General features: G+C 71.5%; 22 protein-coding genes. 13 read left to right on the plus strand and 9 right to left on the minus strand.

Annotated features, from left to right (window positions below):
• Nucleotides 1–89: 89 nt before the first annotated feature.
• A complete protein-coding gene (gene pstS, locus DEU34_RS10145; RefSeq protein ID WP_121150057.1) occupies nt 90–1,193 on the minus strand; it encodes a phosphate ABC transporter substrate-binding protein PstS in 1,104 nt (367 codons plus the stop codon).
• Between the two features lie 179 nt (nt 1,194–1,372).
• On the opposite strand from pstS, the gene DEU34_RS10150 reads away from it, so the two are divergent.
• The 4 genes from DEU34_RS10150 to DEU34_RS10165 all read left to right on the plus strand — a co-directional run bounded on the left by DEU34_RS10150 (nt 1,373) and on the right by DEU34_RS10165 (nt 8,924).
• Entirely contained in the window at nt 1,373–5,350 is a 3,978-nt protein-coding gene (locus DEU34_RS10150) for a Pls/PosA family non-ribosomal peptide synthetase (RefSeq protein ID WP_121150058.1), read from the plus strand.
• Between the two features lie 68 nt (nt 5,351–5,418).
• The gene (locus DEU34_RS10155; protein WP_121150059.1) at nt 5,419–6,726 is read left to right on the plus strand and encodes a M1 family metallopeptidase; all 1,308 of its coding nucleotides are present in this window, start codon (nt 5,419–5,421) and stop codon (nt 6,724–6,726) included.
• 31 nt (nt 6,727–6,757) lie between these two features.
• A complete protein-coding gene (locus DEU34_RS10160) occupies nt 6,758–7,375 on the plus strand; it encodes a hypothetical protein (RefSeq protein ID WP_147424039.1) in 618 nt (205 codons plus the stop codon).
• A 127-nt stretch (nt 7,376–7,502) separates the two neighbouring features.
• Complete coding sequence (locus DEU34_RS10165; protein WP_121150061.1) at nt 7,503–8,924, plus strand: PepSY domain-containing protein; 1,422 nt, start codon at nt 7,503–7,505, stop codon at nt 8,922–8,924.
• A 34-nt stretch (nt 8,925–8,958) separates the two neighbouring features.
• Here DEU34_RS10165 and DEU34_RS10170 read toward each other — a convergent pair whose 3' ends face one another.
• The 4 genes from DEU34_RS10170 to DEU34_RS10185 are packed head-to-tail and all read right to left on the minus strand — an operon-like array spanning nt 8,959 to nt 13,354.
• Nucleotides 8,959–9,492 carry a chemotaxis protein CheY gene (locus DEU34_RS10170; protein WP_121150062.1) on the minus strand — a complete coding sequence of 178 codons (534 nt, stop codon included), beginning with the start codon at nt 9,490–9,492 and terminating at the stop codon, nt 8,959–8,961.
• 2 nt (nt 9,493–9,494) lie between these two features.
• On the minus strand, nt 9,495–10,433 hold the full coding sequence (locus DEU34_RS10175; RefSeq protein ID WP_121150063.1) for an NUDIX hydrolase: 939 nt from the start codon (nt 10,431–10,433) through the stop codon (nt 9,495–9,497).
• A complete protein-coding gene (locus DEU34_RS10180; RefSeq protein WP_121150064.1) occupies nt 10,430–12,595 on the minus strand; it encodes an RNA degradosome polyphosphate kinase in 2,166 nt (721 codons plus the stop codon). Before DEU34_RS10180 ends, DEU34_RS10175 begins: the two co-directional genes overlap by 4 nt.
• A 60-nt stretch (nt 12,596–12,655) precedes the next feature.
• Entirely contained in the window at nt 12,656–13,354 is a 699-nt protein-coding gene (locus DEU34_RS10185) for a response regulator transcription factor (protein ID WP_121150065.1), read from the minus strand.
• Between the two features lie 106 nt (nt 13,355–13,460).
• Between DEU34_RS10185 and DEU34_RS10190 the strand changes: the two genes are divergently transcribed.
• The 4 genes from DEU34_RS10190 to DEU34_RS10205 all read left to right on the plus strand — a co-directional run bounded on the left by DEU34_RS10190 (nt 13,461) and on the right by DEU34_RS10205 (nt 16,698).
• Entirely contained in the window at nt 13,461–13,751 is a 291-nt protein-coding gene (locus DEU34_RS10190; protein WP_121150066.1) for a hypothetical protein, read from the plus strand.
• Between the two features lie 129 nt (nt 13,752–13,880).
• Nucleotides 13,881–14,480 (plus strand): FABP family protein, encoded by a 600-nt coding sequence (locus DEU34_RS10195; protein ID WP_121150067.1) that lies wholly within the window; start codon nt 13,881–13,883, stop codon nt 14,478–14,480.
• Nucleotides 14,480–15,586 carry a folate-binding protein YgfZ gene (locus DEU34_RS10200; RefSeq protein ID WP_121150068.1) on the plus strand — a complete coding sequence of 369 codons (1,107 nt, stop codon included), beginning with the start codon at nt 14,480–14,482 and terminating at the stop codon, nt 15,584–15,586. Before DEU34_RS10195 ends, DEU34_RS10200 begins: the two co-directional genes overlap by 1 nt.
• Nucleotides 15,583–16,698 carry an aromatic acid exporter family protein gene (locus DEU34_RS10205; protein ID WP_183042431.1) on the plus strand — a complete coding sequence of 372 codons (1,116 nt, stop codon included), beginning with the start codon at nt 15,583–15,585 and terminating at the stop codon, nt 16,696–16,698. Before DEU34_RS10200 ends, DEU34_RS10205 begins: the two co-directional genes overlap by 4 nt.
• A gap of 33 nt (nt 16,699–16,731) precedes the next feature.
• Here DEU34_RS10205 and DEU34_RS10210 read toward each other — a convergent pair whose 3' ends face one another.
• On the minus strand, nt 16,732–17,568 hold the full coding sequence (locus DEU34_RS10210; protein WP_121150069.1) for a trans-aconitate 2-methyltransferase: 837 nt from the start codon (nt 17,566–17,568) through the stop codon (nt 16,732–16,734).
• Here DEU34_RS10210 and DEU34_RS10215 point away from each other — a divergent pair.
• Nucleotides 17,567–18,316: a phosphoglyceromutase gene (locus tag DEU34_RS10215; protein WP_116647604.1), complete on the plus strand. Its 750-nt coding sequence runs from the start codon at nt 17,567–17,569 to the stop codon at nt 18,314–18,316. The two genes, DEU34_RS10210 and DEU34_RS10215, sit on opposite strands and share 2 nt — an antisense overlap.
• Before the next feature lie 82 nt (nt 18,317–18,398).
• On the opposite strand, the gene phoU is transcribed toward DEU34_RS10215, so the two are convergent.
• A complete protein-coding gene (phoU, locus tag DEU34_RS10220) occupies nt 18,399–19,070 on the minus strand; it encodes a phosphate signaling complex protein PhoU (protein WP_121150070.1) in 672 nt (223 codons plus the stop codon).
• 169 nt (nt 19,071–19,239) lie between these two features.
• Between phoU and DEU34_RS10225 the strand changes: the two genes are divergently transcribed.
• The gene (locus tag DEU34_RS10225; RefSeq protein WP_121150071.1) at nt 19,240–20,457 is read left to right on the plus strand and encodes a cell wall metabolism sensor histidine kinase WalK; all 1,218 of its coding nucleotides are present in this window, start codon (nt 19,240–19,242) and stop codon (nt 20,455–20,457) included.
• On the plus strand, nt 20,454–21,137 hold the full coding sequence (locus tag DEU34_RS10230) for a response regulator transcription factor (protein WP_116647601.1): 684 nt from the start codon (nt 20,454–20,456) through the stop codon (nt 21,135–21,137). The genes DEU34_RS10225 and DEU34_RS10230 overlap by 4 nt, the downstream gene beginning before the upstream one ends.
• A 55-nt stretch (nt 21,138–21,192) precedes the next feature.
• Here DEU34_RS10230 and DEU34_RS10235 read toward each other — a convergent pair whose 3' ends face one another.
• Nucleotides 21,193–21,699: a DNA modification methylase gene (locus DEU34_RS10235; RefSeq protein WP_259460111.1), complete on the minus strand. Its 507-nt coding sequence runs from the start codon at nt 21,697–21,699 to the stop codon at nt 21,193–21,195.
• A 132-nt stretch (nt 21,700–21,831) separates the two neighbouring features.
• On the opposite strand from DEU34_RS10235, the gene DEU34_RS10240 reads away from it, so the two are divergent.
• A complete protein-coding gene (locus DEU34_RS10240) occupies nt 21,832–22,314 on the plus strand; it encodes a CarD family transcriptional regulator (RefSeq protein WP_116647599.1) in 483 nt (160 codons plus the stop codon).
• A 25-nt stretch (nt 22,315–22,339) separates the two neighbouring features.
• Nucleotides 22,340–23,533, plus strand: a complete 1,194-nt coding sequence (ispD, locus tag DEU34_RS10245; RefSeq protein ID WP_183042467.1) for a 2-C-methyl-D-erythritol 4-phosphate cytidylyltransferase — start codon at nt 22,340–22,342, stop codon at nt 23,531–23,533.
• Nucleotides 23,534–23,546: 13 nt separating this feature from the next.
• Here ispD and DEU34_RS10250 read toward each other — a convergent pair whose 3' ends face one another.
• On the minus strand, nt 23,547–24,011 hold the full coding sequence (locus DEU34_RS10250; RefSeq protein ID WP_121150074.1) for a GNAT family N-acetyltransferase: 465 nt from the start codon (nt 24,009–24,011) through the stop codon (nt 23,547–23,549).
• Nucleotides 24,012–24,032 lie beyond the last annotated feature (21 nt).

A 24,032-nucleotide genomic window follows, 5' to 3' on the forward strand; every position in this document is an offset into this window, starting at 1 on the left:
TCTCGATCGGAGTCGGGTGTCGGGAGGAGTGCTGCGGGCCTGAAGATGCCCGGTCCGACCTTACGGCCGGACCGGGCATCTGTGGGGTGTTACTTGATGGCGTCGATCGCCGTGTTGATCTGCTCGCGCAGGGTGTCGGAGATCGGCGAGCTGCCGGCGGCAGCGGCGACGGCGTCCTGGCCCTCTTCGCTGGCGGCGTAGGAGAAGAAGCCCTTCACGTTCGCGGCAGCGGCCTCGTCCTCGTACTCGGCGCAGCCGATGAGGTAGCTGACGAGCACGATCGGGTAGGCGCCGGCCGCGGTGGTGGTGCGGTCGATCTCGATGGCGATGTCGGTCGCGGCGCGACCCTCGGCCTCGGGCGAGGCGTCGACGACGGCGGCCGCGGCCTCGGGGGAGTACGGAACGAACTCCTCGCCGACCTTGACCGCGACGGTGCCGAGCTCGCCGGCGCGCGAGGCGTCGGCGTAGCCGATGGTGCCCTGTCCGCCCTGGACGGCGCTGATGACGCCCGAGGTGCCGTTGGCGGCCTCGCCACCGGAGAGCGGCCAGACGCCGTCGGGCTCGCTGGTCCACACCGAGGGGGCGGCGGCGAAGAGGTAGTCGGTGAAGTTCTCGGTGGTGCCCGAGTCGTCCGAACGGTGCACGGCGGTGATCGCGGTGCTGGGGAGCTCGACGTCGGAGTTCAACGCGGCGATGGCCGGGTCGTTCCAGGTCGTGATGTTGCCCGCGAAGATCGCGGCCAGCGTGGCGGGGTCGAGGTTCAGCGAGTCGACGCCGTCGAGGTTGAAGACGACGGCGATCGGGGAGATGTAGGTCGGCAGCTCGACGAGGTCGGAGCCCTCGGCGCACGCGCCGAACGGGCCCGCTTCGATCTCGTCGGTCTTGAACGCGCGGTCGGAGCCGGCGAACGCGAAGGCGCCCTCCTGGAACGATTCGCGACCCGCGCCGGAACCGGCGGCGTCGTAGTTGACCGTCAGCTCGGGGTTGGCCGTCTGGATGCCCGCGGTCCAGGTCTGGACGGCGACTTCCTGCGACGAGGCGCCGCCGCCGACGAGGTTGCCGGAGAGCGTGCCGGTGCTGGACGAGCTGTCGCCGCCGGAGCCGGCGGGGGCCTCGTTCGAGGCGCACCCGGCGAGGGCGAGGGCTGCGACAGCAGCCACGGCGCCGAACTGGGCGAAACGGTTGAGCTTCACGATGTGAATCCTTCGCGTGTGAGAGAAGAGAAGAACCCGGTGCAGGGTTCGAAACCCGGTGCAGGGTTCGTCGTGAACGCTAGACAGGGACTCTTAAGCAACCGGGCTGAAGAGGTGAACGGACGGTGAACAGGCCCGGGATTCCGCGGGTCTCGGGGCCGGATCAATAGGCTGTGAAAATGCCCGTGACGGACTCTCCTCCCCTCGGCGCGCAGTCCGTGCTCGACCGCTCCGCCTCCGCGCCCGCTCCGCGCACCCTCATCGACGTCCTGGTGGAGGTCGCCGCGCGCCATCCCGAGGCCTCCGCCGTCGACGACGGATCGGGCGCGCTGAGCTACCGCGAGCTGCTGGCGCGGGTGTGGCAGACGGCCGCACGCCTGCACGAGGCGGGAGTCGAGCGCGGCGACCGCGTCGGGGTGCGCATGCCGTCCGGCTCGAAGGAGCTCTACGTCTCGATCCTCGGCGTGCTGGCTGCCGGAGCCGCCTACGTGCCGGTCGACGCCGACGACCCGGAGGAGCGTGCGCGTCTGGTCTTCGGCGAGGCTCGAGTCGCGGGGGTGATCACCGGCGCGGGGGAGTACACGCCCGCGGTCGAGGACGATCCCGAGGTCGAGTCCCAGGAGCTGCCGGTCTCCACGCTGTTCGCCGGAGACGCGCCGCATCCGAGCACCCGTTCGACGCCGATCGTCGCCCCGCCCACGGTCGACGACGACGCCTGGATCATCTTCACCTCCGGGTCGACCGGGGTGCCGAAGGGGGTCGCCGTCTCGCACCGATCGGCGGCGGCGTTCGTCGATGCGGAAGCACGCATGTTCCTGCAGGATGCTCCGCTCGGCCCGGGCGACCGGGTGCTGGCGGGCCTGTCGGTCGCCTTCGACGCGTCGTGCGAGGAGATGTGGCTCGCCTGGGGACACGGTGCCTGCCTGGTTCCGGCGCCGCGCTCGCTCGTGCGGTCGGGCGAAGACCTCGCGCCGTGGCTGCTGCGGCAGGGCATCACCGTGGTCTCCACGGTGCCGACGCTCGCCGCGATGTGGCCGGGCGACGCGATCGAGAACGTTCGCCTGCTGATCTTCGGCGGTGAGGCGTGCCCGCCCGAGCTCGCGGCACGCCTGGTGGCCGAAGGGCGCGAGGTGTGGAACACCTACGGACCGACCGAGGCGACCGTCGTCGCGTGCGGCGCCCCGCTCGACGGATCCGTGCCCGTGCGCATCGGCCTGCCGCTCGACGGGTGGGCGCTCGCCGTGGTCGACGACGCCGGCCACCGGGTCGCGGAGGGCGGCATCGGCGAGCTGATCATCGGCGGGGTAGGTCTCGCGCGCTACCTCGACCCCGCGAAGGATCGGGAGAAGTACGCGCCCATGCCCACGCTGGGCTGGGACCGCGCCTACCGCTCGGGCGACCTGGTGCGTTTCGACCCCGAGGGCCTCGTCTTCCAGGGCCGCGCCGACGACCAGGTCAAGGTCGGCGGGCGCCGCATCGAGCTCGGCGAGGTCGAGTCGGCGCTGCAAGACCTTCCCGGGATCGCCGCCGCCACCGTCGCCGTGCGTCACACCGAGGCCGGCGTCCCGATCCTCGTCGGCTACCTCGTCACCGAAGGCGGGGCGGAACTCGACCGCTCGGCCGCGCGGGCGGCGCTGGGCGAACGGCTGCCGGCGGCGACCATTCCGCTGCTCGCCGTCGTCGACGAGCTACCCGTGCGCACCTCGGGAAAGGTCGACCGCGCCGCCCTCCCGTGGCCGCTCCCGGGTGTGGACGCCCCGGTCTCCGTCGACTTCTCGCCCGCGGAAGCCTGGCTCGCCGAGCAGTGGCAGGCCGTGCTCGGCATGCCGGTGCCCGACCGCAAGGCCGACTTCTTCGACCTCGGCGGCGGCTCGTTGGCCGCAGCTCAGCTCGTGTCGCGCATCCGTGCGCGCGTGCCGGAGTTCTCGGTCGCCGACATCTACGACGTCCCCCGGCTCGGCGCGATGGCGAAGGCGCTCGGGCCGCTGGGCGATGACGACGCGAGCGCGGGGTTCCGTCGCCCGCTGCCGACACCGCGTTCGACCCAGTGGGCGCAGACCCTCCTCGGCGTTCCGCTGTTCATCCTCTCGGGCGTGCGCTGGCTGCTCTACCTGCTTTCCGCGAGCGCCATCCTGCAGCTCGTGCCCGGCTTCGACGCTCTTCCGACCGCGCCATGGCCGCTCATCGTGATCGGCCTCGTCGTGTTCGCGACGCCGTTCGGGCGCATGGCGATCGCCGCAGCATCCGCCCGGCTCCTGCTCGCCGGCCTCGCGCCCGGCGACTACCCGCGCGGCGGTTCGGTGCACCTGCGGCTGTGGCTGGCCGAGCAGATCGCGGCCCAGGTCGACGCGGTCGGCCTCGCCGGCGCCCCGTGGGTGACGTACTACGCCCGCGCGCTGGGTGCCAAGATCGGCCGCGACGTCGACCTGCACACGCTCCCGCCGGTGACGGGCATGCTCGAGATCGGCGACCGCGCATCGATCGAGCCCGAGGTCGACCTCACGGGGTACTGGATCGACGGCGACCTCGTGCGCATCGGACGAGTGCGTATCGGGGCCGAAGCCAGCATCGGCGCGCGCAGCACGCTCGCCCCGGGAACCCGGATCGGGCAGCGCGCCGAGATCGCGCCGGGCTCGGCCGTCTTCGGCCGGGTGCGCGCCGACCAGACCTGGGCGGGCTCGCCCGCCGTGCGGGTCGGCGGCGCCGGCGGCGGATGGCCGGCCGAGAGACCGCCCGCCGCTCACCGTTGGCTGTGGGGGTATGCCGCGTCGGCCGCCGCACTCGCGCTGCTGCCGCTCGTCGCCTTCGCCGTCGGCGGGCTGGTGCTCGCGCAGGGCATGCGCGGCGCGGCAGACCTCGCCTGGGCGCTCGCCGCCGCCCTCGTCTGGCTCATGCCGGCGGTGCTCGCGGCGGGGGTCGTCTTCGCGGGCTCGGTCGTCGTGCTCGTGCGGGTGCTCTCGATCGCCCTCCGCGAGGGGGTGCATCCCGTGCGCAGCCGTGTGGCCTGGCAGGCCTGGACGATCGAGCGGTTGCTCGACGCGTCGCGCACGATCCTCTTCCCGCTGTACTCGAGCCTGTTCACCCCGGTGTGGCTCCGGATGCTGGGAGCCCGTGTGGGCCGCGACGTGGAGGCGTCGACGGTGCTGCTGATCCCGTCGATGGCGCGGATCGAAGACGGTGCCTTCCTCGCCGACGACACGATGGTCGCCTCCTATGAGCTGCACTCCGGGTGGCTGCGGATCGGCCCCGTCCGGATCGGCAAGCGCGCCTTCCTCGGCAATTCGGGCATGGCGGCGCCCGGCCATCGCGTGCCGCGCGACGGTCTGGTCGCCGTGCTCTCGTCGGCCCCGGTCAAGGCGAAGCCGGGGTCGTCGTGGCTGGGTTCGCCCGCCGTGCGGCTGCGTCGTCTGTCGGCCGCCGGCGACGAATCGCGTACGTACCGCCCGACCGCGGGGCTGCGCGTGGCCCGTGCCCTGTGGGAGATCTGCCGTGTCGTGCCCGTCTTCGTCACGTGCGCGATCGGCGTGCTGGTGCTGTTCGCTCTGGCAGCGCTGTGGGATTCCCTCGGTCCCGCTGGGGCGCTCCTGCTCTCGGGGGTCGTGATGCTGGCTGCCGGTGCGGTGGCGGCGACCGCGTCGACCCTGGCGAAGTGGATCATCGTCGGCCCGATCCGCGCGGGCGAGCAGCCGCTCTGGTCGAGCTTCGTCTGGCGCACCGAGGTGTCCGACACCTTCACCGAGATGGTGGCCGCACCGTGGTTCGCCCGCGCAGCGACGGGAACCCCGGCCCTGGCGATGTGGCTGCGATCGCTGGGCGCGAAGATCGGCACGGGCGTCTGGTGCGAGAGCTACTGGCTGCCCGAGCCCGACCTCGTGACGCTGGGCGATGCGTCGACAGTCAACCGCGGATGCGTCGTGCAGACGCACCTGTTCCACGACCGCATCATGAGCATGGACGCGGTGGAGCTCGAGCCGGGTGCGACGCTCGGCCCGCACAGCGTGGTGCTGCCGGCCGCCGCGATCGGCGCCCACGCGACGGTCGGACCGGCGTCGCTCGTCATGCGCGGCGAGACCGTGCCGGTCGGATCGCGGTGGAGCGGAAACCCGATCGGTCCGTGGCGCGCGGTCAAGGCCCGCGCCTACCAGTCGACACAGTGACAGGGTGGGGTGAACACCCGAGAACGGCTCCGCACGCCCGGCGCCACGGACACCCCGACAGAGGCCCAGTGACAGAGCTCGCACACGACCCGTACACGCCCCAGAGCGGCGATCCGACCTTCGGCGTCGACTCGTACGACCTGCGGATCGGTTACCGCGTGCGAACCAACCGCCTGGAGGGCGTGGCCACGCTCGAGGCGGTGGCCCACGTCGCTCTTCGGGCGTTCACGCTCGACCTGGTGGGGCTTCGCGCCACGCGGGTGCGGGTGAACGGCGAGACGAGAACGTCGTACCGCCCCGGACCCCGCAAGCTCCGCGTCGTGCCCGTCGCCCCGATCGCCGAGGGGGAGCGCTTCACGGTGGAGGTCGTCTACTCCGGACAGCCCGCGCCGCGTCGCTCCCGATGGGGCACCATCGGCTGGGAGGAGCTCGACGACGGGGCCCTCGTCGCCGCGCAGCCCACGGGTGCCCCGACGTGGTTCCCGTGCAACGATCGGCCCGCCGATCGCGCGAGCTACCGGCTCGAGATCACGACCGAAGACGGCTACGAGACCGCCGCCACCGGCACGCCGAGCGCGCCCGTGCGCCGCGGCGGAACGGTCACCACGACCTTCGCCTCCGACACCCCGACCGCGACCTATCTCGCGGCCGTGCACATCGGCCGCTACCGCACGGCACCTCTCGCCGGCACGGGGGTCGCCGCCGTTCCCACGGTGCGCGTGACGGCACCGCCGGCCCTCCGCACCGCGGTCGCGGCCGCCTTCGCCGAGGTGCCGCGGATGCTGCGCGTGTTCGGCGAGGCGTTCGGACCCTACCCGCAGACCGACTGCGCGCTCGTGGTCACGGACGACGTGCTCGAGATCCCGCTCGAGGCGCAGGGGCTCGCCGTCTTCGGTTCCAACCATCTCGCGCCCGCGTCGCAGCGCCTCGTCGCCCACGAGCTCGCCCACCAGTGGTTCGGCAACAGCGTCGGGCTCGCGCGCTGGGAAGACATCTGGCTCAACGAGGGCTTCGCCTGCTACGCCGAGTGGGTGTGGTCGGAAGCATCCGGTTCCACCACGGCTGCCGCGCTCGCCGCGTCGCACCACGCCCGCCTCGCCGCGGAGCCGCAGGATCTGGTTCTGGCCGATCCCGGACCCGACCGCATGTTCGACGACGTCGTCTACAAGCGGGGCGCGCTGACCCTTCACGCACTGCGCACCCGCATGGGCGACGAGACGTTCTTCCGGATGCTGCGCGACTGGACCTCGACGCATCGTCACCGCACCGTGGTGACCGACGACTTCCGCCGCGCGGTCGCCACGGCCGGCGGAGACGCAGCGGTGGCGCAGCTGAGCGCGTGGATCGACAGCGCGCCGTTGCCGCCGCTCGGCTGAGTTCTGTCGGCGTACTGCCAGAATGGACGCCATGCGACGGTTGCGAGTGTCCCGCCTCGTGCGCGGGTCGCTCGCGGCGTGCGTGGCGACCTTCGTCGCCCTCCTCTCGCACGTGTCGGCCGGGGGCGCGATGCCGGGCTGGATCGGGATCGTCGTCCCCTTGATCATCTCGGTGCCCGTCTGTGTCGTCCTCGCCGGTCGCAGCCTCTCGGCGGTGCGTCTGGCGCTCGCCGTCGGCATCAGTCAGGCGCTGTTCCACACGCTCTTCGTTCTCGGCACCTTCGCGCCGTCCAGCGGCGCGGCGACCACCCGTGGTCACGTGCACCAGGTGGGCCTGAGCATGCCGATGGGTGCCGCGACCGAGACGGTCGTCACCGGGGCCGACACCGCGATGTGGCTCGCGCACGCGGTCGCTGCGATCGTGACGGTCGCCGCGGTGCACCGCGGTGAGGCCACCGGGCGGCGCCTCATCGAGCTCGCCCGCCGACTCCTGTCGTGGGTGCGCCGCCGCATCCTCGTCTCCTCGATCTTCTCGCCCCCGGTGCCCCGTCTCGTGCGGGCGGGGGTCGTCTCGGTGCGACCGGCCCTGTCGGTCGTCGTCGTCGCGTCATCGCGCCGGAGGGGTCCGCCCGTCGTCCCCGCGGTCTGAGCACGGCAGCGCCGCGCACCGACCCTCCGACGACCCCTTCTTCTGCGATCGACGCGTCAGCTCGTCGCGCTCTCTCACACGTGCGCGCGGCGCCGTCGTCGACGACCCCGAAACGAGAGACCTCCCCATGACCACGACACTCGCGCGCCCCGACGGCGCGACGCCTCCCGAGGCGAAGAAGCAGCGAGGCTGGTTCGGCCAGCTGCTGCTCCGCCTGCACTTCTACGCCGGCATCCTGGTCGGCCCGTTCATCTTCGTCGCCGCCGTCAGCGGCGCCCTCTACGCCCTGACCCCGCAGGTCGAGCAGGTCGTCTACGATCACGAGCTGCGCGCACCGGTCAGCGACACCTCGCTGACCCTCGGCGACCAGATCGAGATCGCCGAGGCATACATCGGCGACGCAGCGACCCTCTCCGCGGTGAGGCCGGCCCCCGAGCCCGGCGACACCACTCGCGTCATGTTCGCGCAGGACGGACTCGGCGAGAGCGAGTCGCGCGCGGTCTTTATCGACCCCGGCACCGGGCAGATCCGCGGCGACCTCGTCGTCTACGGCACGAGCGGCGCTCTGCCCCTGCGCACCTGGGTCGATCAGCTGCACCGCAACCTGAACCTCGGCGAACCCGGTCGCTACTACAGCGAGCTCGCGGCATCCTGGCTCGGCGTCGTCGCGCTCGCGGGTCTCGCTCTGTGGATCATCCGCATCCGCCGCTCGAAGACCAGGAAAGACTTCGTGCGTCCGAATCGGGCGTACCGCGGATACCGCCGGGTGTTCTCGTGGCACACCTCCGTCGGCATCTGGGTGCTGGTGGGCGCGCTCTTCCTCTCCGCCACGGGCATCACCTGGTCGGCGTACGCGGGCGCGAACGTCACCAACCTCCGGGCCGCGCTCGACTGGGGCACCCCGTCGGTGAGCACGAGCCTCTCGGGCGAGGCCGACGCCGGCGGCGGGGAGCACGCCGACCACCACGGCGGGGGGAGCGCTCCGGCCGGCGGCGCCGACCCCGCGACGTTCGACGCCGTCCTCGCCGTCGCGCAGGGCGTGAACGTCAACACCGGACGCGTGGAGATCACGCCTCCCGCCGAGCCCGGCACCGCCTGGGTGGTCAAGGAGATCCAGCGCAGCTTCCCCACGGAGGTCGACGCCGTGGCGGTCGACGGCTCCACCCTCGAGGTGGTCGATCGCATCGACTTCGCGGAGTTCTCGCTCCCCGCCAAGCTCGCGCGCTGGGGCATCGACATCCACATGGGGTCGATGTTCGGCCTCGTCAACCAGATCGTGATGTTCGTCATCGCCTCGGGGATCGCCGCGATGGTCGTGCTCGGGTACGCGATGTGGTGGAAGCGGCGCCCCACGCGCACGGGTGCCCTCGTCGGCACGCCCCCGCGTCGCGGCGCGCTGCGGGGCGCGCCGTGGTGGGGCATCGTCGCCGTCATCGTCGGCGCGGTCGCCGTCGGGCTGTGGCTGCCGTTCGTCGGATACACGCTGGCGGCGTTCGTCGTGATCGACGTCGTCGTCGGATGGTGGCAGCGCTCGCGAACCCGCGCCTGACCGCCGCTGACGGCCGGGATCCGCGTCCCGGCCGTCAGCCCGACGCCCTCGCGAAGGCGGCGGAGAGCACGACCCCCGGCGGCCCGTCGAGGTCGACGCCGGAGAGCGCGGCCGCCCGGCCGGGCACGCGTGCGGTCCACGACGCGGCGGTCCCGACCACGTCGACCAGAGCGGGGTCGATCCGGAGCCCCCGTCCATCGGCCTTGAGGGTCGCCTCGACGCGCGTCCAGGCACGGACGTCGGCGGGCCGCTCGCCCAGCACGCCCGCGAGGCCGGCCGCGTCGCGCTGCCGATCGTCGACGAGCTCGGCATCGATGCCGACGGCCTCGGCCTCCGCGCGGGAGACGACGGCGACGACGGCATGGTCGCCGGCGTAGGTGACGGATGCTTCGAACTCCGCGCCGGCGATGCGCACCGGGCCGTGGTCGCCGCCGCAGCGCGCGCATCGGTTCGACAGCACGGCCCCGGGCACGAGGTCGCGGATGAGCTCCCAGGCCGCGGTGCGCCGCGCGACGCCGTCCGGCACGCGGCGCCACGCCACGCGGAGCGACGCGGGGGCACCCGTCACCGCTACAGCCTCGGGTCGTGCGTCTCGATCGAGACGATGCCCGCGCCGGGATTGTCGACCGGCAGATGCGCCACCGAGAAGGCCGCGGTATCCAGCGTCGACGCGCTGCCGAGATAGGCGCCGGGGCGGGTGCCGGTGGTCGCCGCCAGCTCCGACATGATGTCGGGGAGCACCGGTCCGTGACTGCACAGCACGACGGGCTTGCGCGCGCGAACGCGGTCGACGACCACGGTGCGCGGGTCGGACAAGCCCTCCGACCACGCCTTCTCGCTGATGAGGTCGGTGCGGTCGACGCGGCGCCCCAGAGCGGCCGAGAGCGGCATGACCGTGCGGATGCACCGTTCGGCGGGACTGGAGACGATCCGCCGCACCCCGAACGCCAGCAGCGGACCGACGATCGCGTTCGACTGGCGCCGACCGCGGGTGTTCAACGGACGCGCCGCGTCGTCGCCGTCCCAGTCGTCCCTCGACTTCGCCTTCGCGTGGCGCAGCACGACGAGGGGGAACGTGCGCAGCACACCGCCGTCGACGAGCGCGGTGAACGCGTCGAGGATCTCGATGTCGACGGGGTAGCTCAGCCGTGCGCGGGCCTTCTTCACGCTCATCCACTCGACGGCCGAGACCTCTTTGTTGGGGGCGAACGACGTCGAGCGCACCGCCGCATCCGTCGCCTCGGTCGCCCAGTAGTGCACGATCTTCGTGCGTCCGTTGGGCATCGCGTAGCGCGAGACGCCCACCGGCGCACCGAGGGAGACGCGCAGACCCGTCTCCTCGTGGATCTCTCGCACGGCGGCCTCGGGGAGCGTCTCGCCGGGATCGAGCTTGCCCTTGGGCAGCGTCAGGTCGCGGTACCGCGTGCGCGTGATGAGGAGCACGCGCAGCTTTCCGTCGACCACCCGCCACACCACGCCGCCGGCGGCGTAGACAGCGGTCTCGGTCATCGAGCCGCCCGCGTCCGGCGCCGACGCTGGATGTTGACCATCGTCTTGTCCTGCATGTCCACGAGGGGTCGCCCCTCGGCGTCGACGCTCCGACGCACCCACTCGCCGTCGGCCTGAAGGCGCCACGAGCTCGTGGCGTCGCTCATGGCGAGGTCGAACAGGGCGCTCAGTTCCAGCAGTTGCGCGGGATCGATGACGCGGACCAGTGCCTCGACGCGGCGGTCGAGGTTGCGGTGCATCATGTCGGCGCTGCCGATGTAGACCTGCGGATCACCGTCGTTGTCGAAGGCGAAGATGCGCGAGTGCTCGAGATAGCGCCCCAGGATGCTGCGCACCGTGATGTTCTCGCTGAGCCCGGGCACGCCCGGTTTGAGCGAGCAGATGCCCCGCACCCACACCTCGACCTGCACGCCGGCCTGGCTCGCGCGGTACAGCGCGTCGATGATCTGCTCGTCGACCATCGAGTTGACCTTGATCCGCACGCGGGCGGGCTTGCCCGCCTGGGCGTTGTCGCGCTCGCGCTCGATGAGGCGCACGAGCCCCTTGCGGAGGTGGAGCGGGGCCACCAGGAGGCGCTTGAACTTCTTCTCGATCGCGTAGCCGCTCAGCTCGTTGAACAGACGCGTGAGGTCGCGGCCGACCTGGTCGTCGACGGTGAAGAGACCGAAGTCTTCGTAGATGCGGCTGGTCTTGGGGTTGTAGTTGCCCGTGCCGACGTGGCTGTAGTGACGCAGCACGCCCTCTTCCTCGCGGATGACGAGCGCGAGCTTGCAGTGGGTCTTGAGCCCCACGAGGCCGTAGACCACGTGCACGCCGGCCTTCTCGAGCTTGCGGGCCCAGACGATGTTGTTGGCCTCGTCGAAGCGCGCCTTCACCTCGACCAGGGCGAGCACCTGCTTGCCGGCCTCGGCCGCGTCGATGAGCGCCTGCACGATGGGGCTGTCGCCCGACGTGCGGTAGAGCGTCTGCTTGATGGCGAGCACGTGAGGGTCGCGCGCGGCCTGCTCGAGGAAGGCCTGCACGCTCGTCGCGAACGACTCGTACGGGTGGTGCACCAGCACGTCGGCCGATCGGATCGCCGAGAACAGGTCGGCCCGGCCGTTCTGCTCGCCCGGCTGGAAGGCCACGGCGGTCTTGGGCACGTGGGGCGGGTAGTGCAGATCGGGCCGGTCGATCTTCGACAGGTCGAACAGTCCGCGCAGGTCGAGCGGGCCGGGGAGGCGGTAGACCTCCTGCTCGGTGATGTCGAGCTCGGTGATGAGCAGGTCGAGGGTGAGATCGTCCATGTCGTCGGTGATCTCGAGGCGGATCGGCGGTCCGAATCGGCGCCGCAGCAGCTCGGCCTCGAGGGCCTGGATGAGGTTCTCGGTCTCATCCTCCTCGATCGTCATGTCTTCGTTGCGGGTGAGCCGGAAGGCGTGGTGGTCGAGCACCTCCATGCCGGGGAACAGGTGCCCGAGGTGGTTGGAGATCAGCTCCTCGAGCGGCAGGTAGCGCACCCGGTCGCCCGCCGCGACCTTGACGAAGCGGGGGAGCATCGGCGGCACCTTCAGGCGCGCGAACTCCTGGCGGCCGGTGCGGGCGTTGCGTACCCGGATGGCGAGGTTCAGCGACAGGCCCGAAATGTAGGGGAACGGGTGCGCGGGGTCGACGGCGAGCGGCATGAGCACGGGGAAGACCTGCGTCTGGAAGTACTCGGTGAGCGTCTCGCGGTCGCCGTCGTCGAGCGAGTCCCAGGTGACGACGTCGATGCCCGAGTCGGACAGCGCCGGGCGCACCAGGTCGTTCCACGCCGCGGCGTGGCGCAACTGCAACGCGTGCGCGTCGGCCGAGATGTCGGCGAGCACCTCCTGCGGCGCTCGTCCGACGTTCGTCGGCACGGCGAGACCGGTGAGGATGCGGCGGGCGAGGCCTGCGACGCGCACCATGAAGAACTCGTCGAGGTTGCTCGCGAAGATCGCCAGGAAGTTCGCCCGTTCCAGGGTGGGGAGCGTCGGGTCTTCGGCCAGCTCCAGAACCCGCTGATTGAAGGCCAGCCAGCTCAGCTCACGGTCGAGGTAGCGATTCTCGGGAAGCTGGGCGTCGGCCGCCTCGACCGCTTCGTCGAAGTCGTCGTCATCCGCGTCGCCGAGACCTGAATCGAGCGCGTCGTCCTGGATCATTCCCTCATCATGGCAGGGCGAGGTGACACCCGCGTGAACGGGCCGACGGCTTTTCGAGCGCTACGAGGCTCCGGGTGCCGGCGCGCCGGGAGGAACGTCGTCTTCGTACACGTTGAACCGGTAGCCGACGTTGCGGACCGTTCCGATGAGCTGCTCGAGATCGCCGAGCTTCGCCCGCAGGCGTCGCACGTGCACGTCGACCGTGCGGGTGCCGCCGAAGTAGTCGTAGCCCCAGACCTCGCTCAGCAGCTGCTCTCGCGTGAACACCCGGGAAGGGTGCGTGGCGAAGAAGTGCAGCAGCTGGAACTCCTTGTAGGTGAGGTCGAGCGGCTTGCCGTGCACCTTCGCCGAATATGACGACTCGTCGATGGTGATGCCGGAGGTCTGGATGCGGCTGGAGACCTGCTCCTTCGCCATCCGACCGACGGCGAGCCGGATACGCGCGTCGACCTCGGCCGGTCCTGCCGTCATCAGGATGACGTCGTCGACCCCCCAGTCGGTCGAGACCGCGGTGAGCCCGCCCTCGGTGACGACCAGCACGAGCGGGGCGTCGAGCCCCGTGGTGTTCAGGATCTTACAGAGCGACTTGGCGCCGACGAGGTCGGCACGAGCGTCGATGAACACCACATCGGCGCTGGGGGCGTTCACCAGTTGCGCCGGTTCGGCGGGGATCTGCCGAACGCGATGGCTGAGGAGTTCGAGCGCGGGCAGCACGGAGCTGCCGCCGGGGGCGGAACTCAGAACGAGAAGCTGTGCCAACAGGGACCTCCGCGTCGCGTTCCCCGCGACGTGCCCATCCTAGGGCGACTCGGGCGAACCGGTGTCCGCGGGTGCGCGCGGGCGTCGCGTAGGCGAGAATGTCGGCATGCCCGGTCCTGAACTCGCACCTCGCCGAACGGTCGGCGGGGTGATCGCCGTCTGGGTGGTCGCCGCGCTCGCCGGCATCGCGATCGGAATCTTCGTGCCCGCCGACGACAGAGCCGCCTGGCTCACCGTCGGACTCGGCGCGACCCTCGTCCTGGCTTTCAGCATCCAGCTCTCGTACGGCCGTTCGCAGCAGTTCGTCGAGCGGGTCGCCGCGAGCGTCTTGGGGGCTCTCGTCGTGCTGGGCGTCATCAGCGCGGGCTTCGGGCTCGCCGCGATCGTTCCCGGATAGACTGCACCCATGGACCTCCTCGCGCTCGAACTGTTCTTCGTGGGCCTGCTGGGCTTGGCCTCGCTCGCCATCGCTTTCGTCTCGGTGGTCGTCGTGAAGAACCTGTACCGCGGTCAGCGCTGATAGAACGTGTTCGACCTTCCCACCGACCTCCCCGCAGACCTCGCGCCGCTCTCGTGGCTGGTCGGCGTCTGGGAGGGCACGGGCGTACTCGACTACGAAGCATCCGGCCACACCTATGCCGGTGAATTCGCCCACCGGGTGAGCTTCAGTCATGACGGCGGCTCGTACCTGAACTACTCCGCCAGCGCGTGGCTGCAGTCGGGCGACGCGACCACACCGCTCGTGTCCGAGATGGGCTACTGGCGTCTGAGCCGCCCGGCCACCGACGCCGACGCGGGTCCGGGTCTTCTTCCGGCCCGAGCACCGGCCACGGCCCGCACCGTCGACGACGTCGAGGCGCTCCGCAACGCCGAGGGCGGGTTCGACATCGAGGTCTCGCTCGTGCACGCCGACGGAGTGCATGAGCTCTACCTCGGCCAGGTGCGCGGACCCCGCATCGATCTGTCGACCGACGCCGTGGTGCGCGCGGCCGGCGCGAAGGACTACGTCGCCGCCACCCGCATGTACGGGCTCGTCGACGCCCATCTGCTCTGGGCGTGGGACATCGCGGCCTTCGGCCAGGAGCTGCGCTCGCACGCCTCGGCGCGTCTCGCGCGGGTCGACTGATGGCCACCGACTACTCCGCCGTGCCGGGTGCCGTCGCCGACGAACGGGGCCTGCGTCACGTGGGCGGTCCGCTCGCAGAGCAGCGCGCGCTCGTCGCGGGCCGCGCCGTCGCCCCGCTGGGCGACCGCCGCGTGCTCACGGTCTCGGGTGAAGACAGGCTGAGCTGGCTCGACTCGCTGTCGTCGCAGTCGCTCACCCACCTCGCGCCCGGCGTCGGTACCGAGACCCTGATCCTCGACCCACAGGGCCGGGTAGAGCACGCCGCATCCGTCGTCGACGACGGCGAGACGGCGTGGCTGCTCGTCGACGACTCGGATGCTGCGGGCCTGGCGACCTGGCTCACGAAGATGCGTTTCCGGCTGCGCGTCGAGGTGCGCGACCGATCCGTCGACCTGGCGATCGTGGGCGGCACCGCGGCGGCCGTCGCCGCTCTGTCTGCCGTCGGTCCGACGGGCACTCCCGTGCGCTGGCGCGACCCGTGGCCCGACGTCTCCCCGGGGGGCTGGGGCTATGCGGTCGTCGAGCCGCACCCCGGTGCCGACCGCGACTGGACCGAGGCTGTCGTCACGCTCGCCGAGCTCGACGAGATCGTCGCCACGGCCGCCCGGGGCGAGATCGCCCTGGCCGGCCGTGATGCCGTCGACGCGCTCCGTGTCGCCGCCTGGCGGCCCCGCGTGAGCGCCGACGCCGACGAACGCGCCCTCCCGCACGAACTCGACTGGATGCGCACCGCCGTCCACCTGTCGAAGGGCTGCTACCGCGGCCAGGAGACCGTCGCCAAGGTGCACAACCTCGGCCACCCGCCGCGCCGCCTCGTCGCGCTCCAGCTCGACGGGAGCGACAGCGTGCTGCCCGCGCCGGGCGACGTCGTCCGCGCGGGGGAGAACGAGGTCGGGGCGATCACGTCCGTCGCCCTCCACTACGAGGACGGCCCCATCGCCCTGGCGATCGTGAAGCGCTCCGCGCCCACGGATGTCGACCTCGTCGTCGACACGAGCGACGGTGCGGTCTCGGCCGCCCAGGAGGTCGTCGTTCCGCGCGACGCGGGGGCCACGGCATCCGTTCCCCGTCTTCCTCGGCTGGGGCGGCGCGCCGCCTCGTCGTGAGCGCCGCGAACGAGCCCGCGCCGACGACGGGAGTCGTCACGACGGGATGGCGGTCGCGCCTCGACCTCCGCCCTCGCCTCTTCCGGGTGCGCGACTCGGGGGCCGCGATCATCCAGATCGTGCTCGCCGCCACCGGCGCCTACACGTTCGCGCACCTCGTGCTGGGTCACGCGCTGCCGCTCGTGGCCGCGACCGTCACCGTGTCGAGTCTCGGGCTCGTGCGCGACGCGCGCCCGCGACGGGTCATCGAGACGGTCGCCGGGATGCTGGTGGGCATCCTCATCGCCGAGGTCATCGTGCTCGTCGCCGGCGGCGGCTGGTGGCAGATCGCGCTCGCGCTGGGTACGACCCTGATCGTCGCCCGGTTCATCTCGGCGCAGCCCGGGTTCGCGATCGCGGCGGCCATCCAGGCGCTCATCGCCCTGACCGTCGGGGTGGGTGCGCCGCCGTTCCTCCGACTCCTCGACGGCATCGTCGGAGGGGTCGCGGCGCTGCTCGTGACCGCCCTCGTGCCCCGCAGCGGGCGTCGGCCGGAGCTGCGCGACGCGGCCACCCTCTTCACCGCGGTGGACAGCGCCATCTCCACGCTCGTGCAGGCGCTGCGACGGGGCGACAGGATGCGCGCCGACCGCGGCCTCGAGAAGGCGCGCGCACTTCAGGCGGCGGTCGACCAGTGGCGCACATCGCTCGAGTCGGGGCTCGCGATCGCCCGCATCTCGCCCTTCCTGCATCGCGAGCGCTCGGAGCTCGCACGCCACGAACGCGTGCGCCAGTCGATGGATCTCGCGACCCGGAATCTGCGGGTCGTCGCCCGCCGCATCTCGTATCTCGTCGACGACGGCCGGCCCCGGGAGGTCGCCGCCGATCTCCTCGCCGAACTCGGCCGGGCCGCACGGCTCGTGGCCGACTCCCTCGACGACATCTCGGTCGAGCCCGCCGCCCGGGCGGTGATCGTCGGCATCGCCGCCCGGCTCGACCCCGCCGCGATGCTGCCCGGGGCGGGCCTCGGCGACCACAACCTGATCGCCGCGCTCCGCCCGCTCGCGGTCGACCTCCTCACCGCCACCGGGATGCCGCCGGGGGATGCCCGGGCGATCATCCCCCGCATCTGACCCGGCCGGCGGGTCGGCGAAGCCCCGCCGCGTTCAGCGGGGCGCGACCGCGTGCCAGGGCACGCCGACCTCGCCGAGGCGCCATCGCGAGCGCTCGAGCAGCGGCCATCCCGCGTCGGCGAGGGCGGCGAGGGTCGTGCGCCATCGCGAGACGGGGCCGAACGCCGACTGCGCGGCAGCGCGCTCCCATTCGCGGTCGAGCGCGGAGAGCAGGGCGTGCACGCGCTCACCGGCGACGTTGCGGTGGATCAAGGCCTTGGGCAGCCGTTCGGCGGCGATCGACGGCTGCTGCAGCCCGGCCAGGCGCAGCGACACGGTCAGGCTGTGCGGCGCGGCGTCGTCGCCGACCTCGACCCAGGTCATGACGCGGCCGATCTCGTCGCACGTGCCCTCGACGAGCACGCCGCCCGGTGCGAGACGCGAGGCCATCCGTCGCCAGGCGTCGGCGACGTCGCCCTCGTCGTACTGGCGAAGAACGTTCATCGCGCGGATGACGGCAGGCCGCCGCCCGTCGGGCAGCGGCACCTCGAACCCGCCGCGTGCGAACGACACCCCCGTGATGCCCGATGCGTCGAGCTGTGCCTGGGCGCGCGCCACGCGCTCCGGATCGATCTCGAGACCTCGAACCTCGACATCGGGGCGCACGCGCGCCAGTCGCTGCGTCAGCTCGAGGGTCGTCACGGCGCTGGCGCCGAAGCCGAGATCGACCACGAGCGGGTCATCGGTTCGTCGCAGCACCCGGTGCCGGGCGATCCATCGGTCGACCCGCCGCAGCCGGTTCGTGCCGGTGGTGCCGCGGGTGATCTGACCGACCGGCGACGCCCCCACATCCCCAGTGTGCCAGGGCCGCCCTCGATAGGATGGCGGCATGACCGCGCCTTACACGCTGATCCTCCTCCGACACGGCCAGAGCGAGTGGAACAAGACCAACCAGTTCACCGGCTGGGTCGATGTCCGTCTCACCGAACAGGGCAAGACCGAGGCCGCCCGCGGCGGCGAACTGCTCGCCGAATCGGGCCTGCTGCCCGACGTGCTGCACACGTCGGTGCTCAGCCGCGCGATCCAGACCGCCAACATCGCTCTCGACGCGGCCGACCGGCTGTGGATCCCCGTGAAGCGCTCGTGGCGCCTCAACGAGCGCCACTACGGCGCCCTCCAGGGCAAGGACAAGGCCCAGACGCTCGAGGAGTTCGGGCCCGAGCAGTTCAAGCTCTGGCGTCGCTCGTTCGACGTTCCGCCGCCGGCCCTGCCCGCCGACGACGAGTACAGCCAGGTCGGCGACCCCCGCTACGTCGGCATCGACGGCGAGGTGCCTCACACCGAGTCGCTCAAGCTCGTCATCGACCGCATGCTCCCGTACTGGGAAGACGCGATCGTGCCCGACCTGCGCGCCGGCAAGACGGTGCTCGTCACCGCGCACGGCAACTCGCTCCGGGGTCTCGTCAAGAAGCTCGAGGGCATCAGCGACGACGACATCGCCGAGCTGAACATCCCCACCGGCATCCCGCTCGTCTACCGCCTCGACGAGAACCTCGAGCCGGTCGGCAAGGGCGAGTACCTCGACCCGGAGGCCGCCGCCGCCGGTGCCGCGGCCGTGGCCGCGCAGGGCAAGGGCTGACCCCGGTCCGGGGCCGCCGCAGGCCCTGGAACGACGAAGAGCGGATGCTGTGCAGCATCCGCTCTTCGTCGTTCGGGCGTCGTTACAGGGGGAGCGTCACCGAATCGTCGGCGCCCGCCCAGTCGCCGGTGGCGAGGTAGACGACCCGCTTGGCGACGGAGACCGCGTGGTCGCCGAAGCGCTCGTGGTAGCGGCTGGCGAGGGTCGCGTCGACCGTCGCGGTGGCCTCGCCCGTCCAGCCCTCGCCGAGAACCTTCTCGAACACGCTGAGGTGCAGCTCGTCGATGGCGTCGTCGTCGTTGCGGATCTCTTCCGCGATGGCGAGGTCTTCGGTGCGCAGCAGCTCGGTGAGCTTCTTCGCGACCGTCACGTCGAGCTCGCCCATGCGGGTGAAGGTCGACTTGAGGCCCTTGGGGATGGCGCGCTCGGGGAAGCGCGAGCGCGACAGCTGGGCGATGTGCTCGGCGAGGTCGCCCATGCGCTCGAGCGACGCGCTCACGCGCAGCGCGGTGACGACGATGCGCAGGTCGCGGGCGACGGGCTGCTGGCGGGCGAGGATCTCGATAGCGAGCTCGTCGAGGGCCGCGGCCTTCTCGTCGATGATGGCGTCGGCCTCGATGACCGCTTCGGCGAGCGTGACATCGCTCGTGGAGAACGACTGGGTGGCCTTCTCGATCGCGACGGCGACGAGTTCGGCGATCTCGACGAGTCGCGCTTGCACGTCCTCGAGGGACTGGTGGAATACTTCACGCATTGCGGCAACCTTCCTGATTCGCAGGCACGCCGGTGCATCCCGCTACCCTGGCGATTTTCCCCAGCCGAGGTTAACGAGCGGTGCCTTACGAGTGAACAGTAGCCGGTGCGAACGGGGTACGACGGGGGCCGGGCCGGGGTTGACGTCTCGTGCCGTTTACTCTTGGCCTATGGATCAGACGCAGCTCACGCTGCTCGCCCTCCTCCTCGGAGCGGTGATCGGCGGCGGTGTGAGCGCGTTGATCTTCTCCGCGTTCCGGCTCCGCGATCGCGCGATCGCCCGCACCTCCGACGACGTGCCGGCGGGCGTGTCGGCGATCCTCGCCGCGATGGACGACGCCGCGATCGTGACCGATGCGTCCTCCACGGTGCTGGCCGCGTCGGCCCCCGCCGAGGTCTTCGGCCTGCGCGTGGGCGAGGTCATCCCGAGCGACGAGGTGCGCACCCTCGCCCGTCTCTCGCGCGACTCGGGTGCGCCGGCGACCGAGAACCTGCGTCTGCAGCGCGGCGCCGCGCCGTCGGAACCGCGTCTGGTCGCCGCGCGGGCGACGGCCATCTCGCCACGGCTGACGCTCGTGCTCATCCGCGACATCACCGAGCGCGAGCGCGTGGAGGAGATGCGCCGCGACTTCGTCGCCAACACCAGCCATGAGCTGAAGACCCCCGTCGGCGCGGTGAGCCTGCTCGCCGAGGCGATCGAGATGGCCGCCGACGACCCCGACCAGGTGCGCATCTTCACCGCGCGCCTGAGCGCCGAGGCCTCGCGGCTGGGGGCCCTCACCTCGCGCATCATGAGCCTCTCGCGACTGCAGGCGTCGGCCGAGCTGACAGAGGTGCGTGACGTCTCGATCGACGAGGTCGTCGCCTCGGCCGTCGATGCTCACACGCTGCAGGCGGATTCCGCGCAGGTGTCGATCGTCCGCGGCGGGACGCGCGGCCTCTACGTGCGCGGCGAGGCGCAGGTGCTCAGCGAGGCCGTCGGCAACCTCATCGCGAACGCCATCGCCTACTCGCCCCAGGGCTCGAGCGTCGGAGTCGGGGTGAAGGCGACCGACGACGTGGTCGAGATCGCCGTCACCGACCGCGGCATCGGCATCCACGAGAGCGACCAGAACCGGGTGTTCGAACGGTTCTACCGCGCCGACCAGGCTCGGTCGCGCCGCACGGGGGGCACCGGCCTCGGCCTGTCGATCGTCAAGCACGCCGTGCAGCGTCACGGCGGTGAGGTGCGGCTCTGGTCGCGCCCCGGTCGAGGATCGACGTTCACCATCCGCCTGCCCCTGGCCGATGTGCCCGAGGACCGGGCGCCGCGCACCAAGGCCCGTCGCAAGCCCCGCAAGGCGGCCGCGCCGAGCCGTTCCACACCCGTGAAGGGGGAAACAGCATGACCCGAGTGCTCATCGTGGAGGACGAGCCCGATCTCGCCGACCCGCTGGCCTATCTGCTGCGTCGGGAGGGGTACGAGGTCGAGATCGCCGAGGACGGCGCGATCGCGCTGTCGGCCTTCCGCGAGCGCGGTGCCGACATCGTGCTGCTCGATCTCATGCTCCCCGGCATGCCCGGCACGGAGGTGTGCCGTCAGCTCCGGCTGAGCACCACGGTGCCGATCATCATGCTCACCGCGAAAGACTCCGAGGTCGACATCGTGGTGGGGCTCGAGCTCGGCGCCGACGATTACGTCACCAAGCCCTATTCGGCTCGGGAGCTCCTCGCTCGCATGCGGGCGGTGCTCCGGCGCTACTCGCAGGTGGAGTCCGACCTCGACGACCGCGTGCTCACCGGCGGGCGGGTGACCCTCGACATCGACCGGCACACCGTGTCGGTCGAGAACAACGAGATCAGCATGCCGCTGAAGGAGTTCGAGCTCCTCGAGGTGCTCATGCGCAACGCGGGTCGCGTTCTCACGCGCGGCCAGCTCATCGACCGCGTCTGGGGCACCGACTACTTCGGCGACACCAAGACGCTCGACGTGCACATCAAGCGCATCAGGTCGCGCATCGAGCAGAACCCCAGCGACCCGAACATGCTCGTCACGGTGCGGGGCCTCGGCTACCGCTTCGAGGGATGACAGAAGCCGCGCTCACCCGTCGGGGTGAGCGCGGCTGTCACGGCGTGGCCGGGCCTCAGGGCTGGAGGTCGCCGTAGTAGTCGAGCTCGCCGTCGAGGACGGGCACCTGGTAGAGCACGCCCTCGGAATCGCCCGACTGGAAGTAGACCGGGATCGTCGATCCGGGAACGCCGTCGATCGCGTCGAGGGCGAGCGGCGGCTCGTTCTCCGCCGAGTCGCCGAGGCTCACGGTCTCGCGGGCACCGACGCGCACGGTCGCCGTCTGAGCGGTGGAACCTTCGCCGAGCTCGAGGCTCAGGGTCTGCGGTTCGTCGGTCTCATTGACGATCGCGGCGATCATGTTGGCCGCGTCGCCGTCGGCGTCGCTGATGATGACGACGTTGCGCACCTTCAGCGGCCCGGAGTCGGGGATGTTCACCCCGTCACCGGGGGAGTAGGGCAGCTTCGTCGCCTGGGTGGAGACGAGGGCGCAGCCGCTCGTTCCCAGGAGGACGGCGGCACTCAGGGCGATGGACGCGATGAGGCGGGATTTCACGGTTCCTCCCAGCGGAGCAGACGGCATCTCATGCAGTCTACGCGGTCGCTCGACCCCTCGCGGGACCGCGTCGCCCGGGGCGTTCCCGGCTCCAGGGTGGAGAACCTTAGCGCAAACCTGCCTGTGGTATCCTGGACGTTGCCGAAAGGACATAACTCCATGCTTTTTGAGGTTGGCGAGACGGTCGTTTACCCCCACCACGGGGCGGCCACGATCATTGAGGTCAAGGACCGGATCATTCGTGGCGAGTCCAAGAAATACCTGAAGCTCAACGTCACCCAGGGAGACCTGATCATCGAGGTGCCCGCGGAGAACGTCGACCTCGTCGGCGTCCGCGACGTCATCGGCAAAGAGGGCCTCGACCGCGTGTTCGACGTGCTCCGTGCCCCCTTCACCGAGGAGCCGACCAACTGGTCGCGTCGGTACAAGGCGAACCTCGAGAAGCTCGCCTCCGGTGACGTGATCAAGGTCAGCGAGGTCGTGCGCGACCTCTGGCGCCGCGACCAGGACCGCGGTCTGTCCGCGGGCGAGAAGCGGATGCTGGCGAAGGCGCGACAGATCCTCGTGTCGGAGCTCGCTCTGGCCGAGAAGACCGACGAGGAGCGAGCGGGTCTCGTTCTCGACGAGGTCCTCGCCTCCTAGAGGCAGATAGCGTGGCGGCGTGAGCATGCTGCCGGTTCCCCACGTCGCCATCATCGTCGTCGCCGCCGGGTCGGGTACCCGCCTGGGTGCCGGCGGACCGAAGGCGATGGTGGGGATCGACGAGTCCTCGATCCTCCGCCACGCGCTCGCCGGGGTCTTCCGCGCCGAGCCGGCGCAGGTGGTCATCGTCGCCCCGGCGACCCATCAGGGCGACGCTCTGACCGACGCCCTCGCGGCGGCGGGCGGGCGACGAGACCTCGTCACCGTCGTCGCCGGCGGGTCTACCCGCCAGGAATCGGTCGCCGCGGGGCTGCGAGCGCTCTGGCCCGACGTCGAGTACGTGCTCGTCCACGACGCCGCGCGGGCGTTGGCGCCCGCGACGCTGTTCGCCCGCGTGCTCGATGCGCTGCACGAGGGTCTTCCCGCGGTGCTCCCGGCGCTTCCGGTGATCGACACCGTCAAGCGTGTCGCCGGACCACGCGTACGAGAAGCGGTCGATCGCGCCGATCTCGTCGCCGCCCAGACGCCGCAGGGGTTCCGCCGCGACATCCTCGACACGGCCTATCGTCTGGCCGACCATGAGCACACCGACGATGCCGCTCTCGTCGCGGCTGCCGGCCACCCGATCGCCGTCGTCGACGGCGATCCGCTGGCGTTCAAGATCACCACGCCCGCCGACCTCGATCGCGCCCGCCATCTCGTCGCGCCGGTACCGAGAGCGCAGACGGTTCTCGACGCGCCGCAGGCGGCCCCGCGCGTGGGTCTCGGCACCGACGTGCACGGCTTCGGGGGCGAGGGTGCGTTGTGGCTCGCGGGGGTGGAGTGGCCGGGCGAGCCGGCGCTGTCGGGACACTCCGACGGCGACGCCGTGGCCCATGCGATCGTCGACGCCCTCCTGGGGGCGGCCGGCCTCGGTGACATCGGCACGCACTTCGGCACCGACCGCCCCGAGTACGTCGGGGCGCATGCCGAGGTCTTCCTCTCGCGCACGGCGGCGCTGCTCGGTGAGGCCGGATGGCGCATCGGCAACGTCTCGGTGCAGATGCAGGCGAACCGCCCGCGCTTCGCTCCGCGCCGGGCCGAGGCCGAAGCAGCCCTCTCCGCCGCGCTCGGCGGGGCCTCCGTCTCGGTCAGCGCGACGACGACCGACGGGCTCGGTTTCACCGGCCGCGGTGAGGGAGTCGCCGTCACCGCCGTCGCCCTCCTCCTCCCGGCCTGAGCGCGGCGCGGCGTCAGAGCACCCGCGTGAAGAACACCGAGAACGGGTCGTCGACGTAGGGCGCGAACGGTGCGCATCGCACGAACCCCTCGCTCTCGTACAGGCGCTGGGCGGGGACGAACTCATCGGGGGTCCCGGTCTCCAGCCACAGGCTCGTCAGGCCGACGTCGCGTGCGTGGTCGATGACGTGGCGTAGCAGCATCCGTCCGACTCCGCGGCCGAGGAAAGCGTCGGCCACGCGCATCGACTTCAGCTCGCCGCGCTCGTCGTCGAGCCGCTTGAGCGCGATGACGCCGGCGATGCGCTCGTCTTCCCAGGCCGACCAGAAGGTGATGCCGTGCTGCTGGAGGGCGTCGGCGTCGAGCGCATGGGTGCTCTCCGGCGGCGAGGTGGCGTGCATACCGGCGAGGTGGAGGGCGATCAGGGCACGCGTGGGTTCGCCGGTGAGGTCATCGACGCGGATGTGCCAGGCGGTCATCGCATCATCCTCGCCGACACA

Source organism: Microbacterium sp. AG1240, from assembly GCF_003635115.1.
Classification (GTDB): Bacteria; Actinomycetota; Actinomycetes; order Actinomycetales; family Microbacteriaceae; genus Microbacterium.

Coding starts and splice junctions, on each gene's coding strand:
- DEU34_RS10250 (WP_121150074.1), bottom strand. CDS start 24,011: ATGACCGCCTGGCACATCCGCGTCGATGACCTCACCGGCGAACCCACG.
- DEU34_RS10175 (WP_121150063.1), bottom strand. CDS start 10,433: ATGACCGAGACCGCTGTCTACGCCGCCGGCGGCGTGGTGTGGCGGGTG.
- DEU34_RS10215 (WP_116647604.1), top strand. CDS start 17,567: ATGACCGCGCCTTACACGCTGATCCTCCTCCGACACGGCCAGAGCGAG.
- DEU34_RS10150 (WP_121150058.1), top strand. CDS start 1,373: ATGCCCGTGACGGACTCTCCTCCCCTCGGCGCGCAGTCCGTGCTCGAC.
- DEU34_RS10210 (WP_121150069.1), bottom strand. CDS start 17,568: ATGCCGCCATCCTATCGAGGGCGGCCCTGGCACACTGGGGATGTGGGG.
- DEU34_RS10225 (WP_121150071.1), top strand. CDS start 19,240: ATGGATCAGACGCAGCTCACGCTGCTCGCCCTCCTCCTCGGAGCGGTG.
- DEU34_RS10180 (WP_121150064.1), bottom strand. CDS start 12,595: ATGATCCAGGACGACGCGCTCGATTCAGGTCTCGGCGACGCGGATGAC.
- DEU34_RS10160 (WP_147424039.1), top strand. CDS start 6,758: ATGCGACGGTTGCGAGTGTCCCGCCTCGTGCGCGGGTCGCTCGCGGCG.
- DEU34_RS10240 (WP_116647599.1), top strand. CDS start 21,832: ATGCTTTTTGAGGTTGGCGAGACGGTCGTTTACCCCCACCACGGGGCG.
- DEU34_RS10190 (WP_121150066.1), top strand. CDS start 13,461: ATGCCCGGTCCTGAACTCGCACCTCGCCGAACGGTCGGCGGGGTGATC.
- DEU34_RS10165 (WP_121150061.1), top strand. CDS start 7,503: ATGACCACGACACTCGCGCGCCCCGACGGCGCGACGCCTCCCGAGGCG.
- ispD (WP_183042467.1), top strand. CDS start 22,340: ATGCTGCCGGTTCCCCACGTCGCCATCATCGTCGTCGCCGCCGGGTCG.
- phoU (WP_121150070.1), bottom strand. CDS start 19,070: ATGCGTGAAGTATTCCACCAGTCCCTCGAGGACGTGCAAGCGCGACTC.
- DEU34_RS10230 (WP_116647601.1), top strand. CDS start 20,454: ATGACCCGAGTGCTCATCGTGGAGGACGAGCCCGATCTCGCCGACCCG.
- DEU34_RS10235 (WP_259460111.1), bottom strand. CDS start 21,699: ATGCCGTCTGCTCCGCTGGGAGGAACCGTGAAATCCCGCCTCATCGCG.
- DEU34_RS10200 (WP_121150068.1), top strand. CDS start 14,480: ATGGCCACCGACTACTCCGCCGTGCCGGGTGCCGTCGCCGACGAACGG.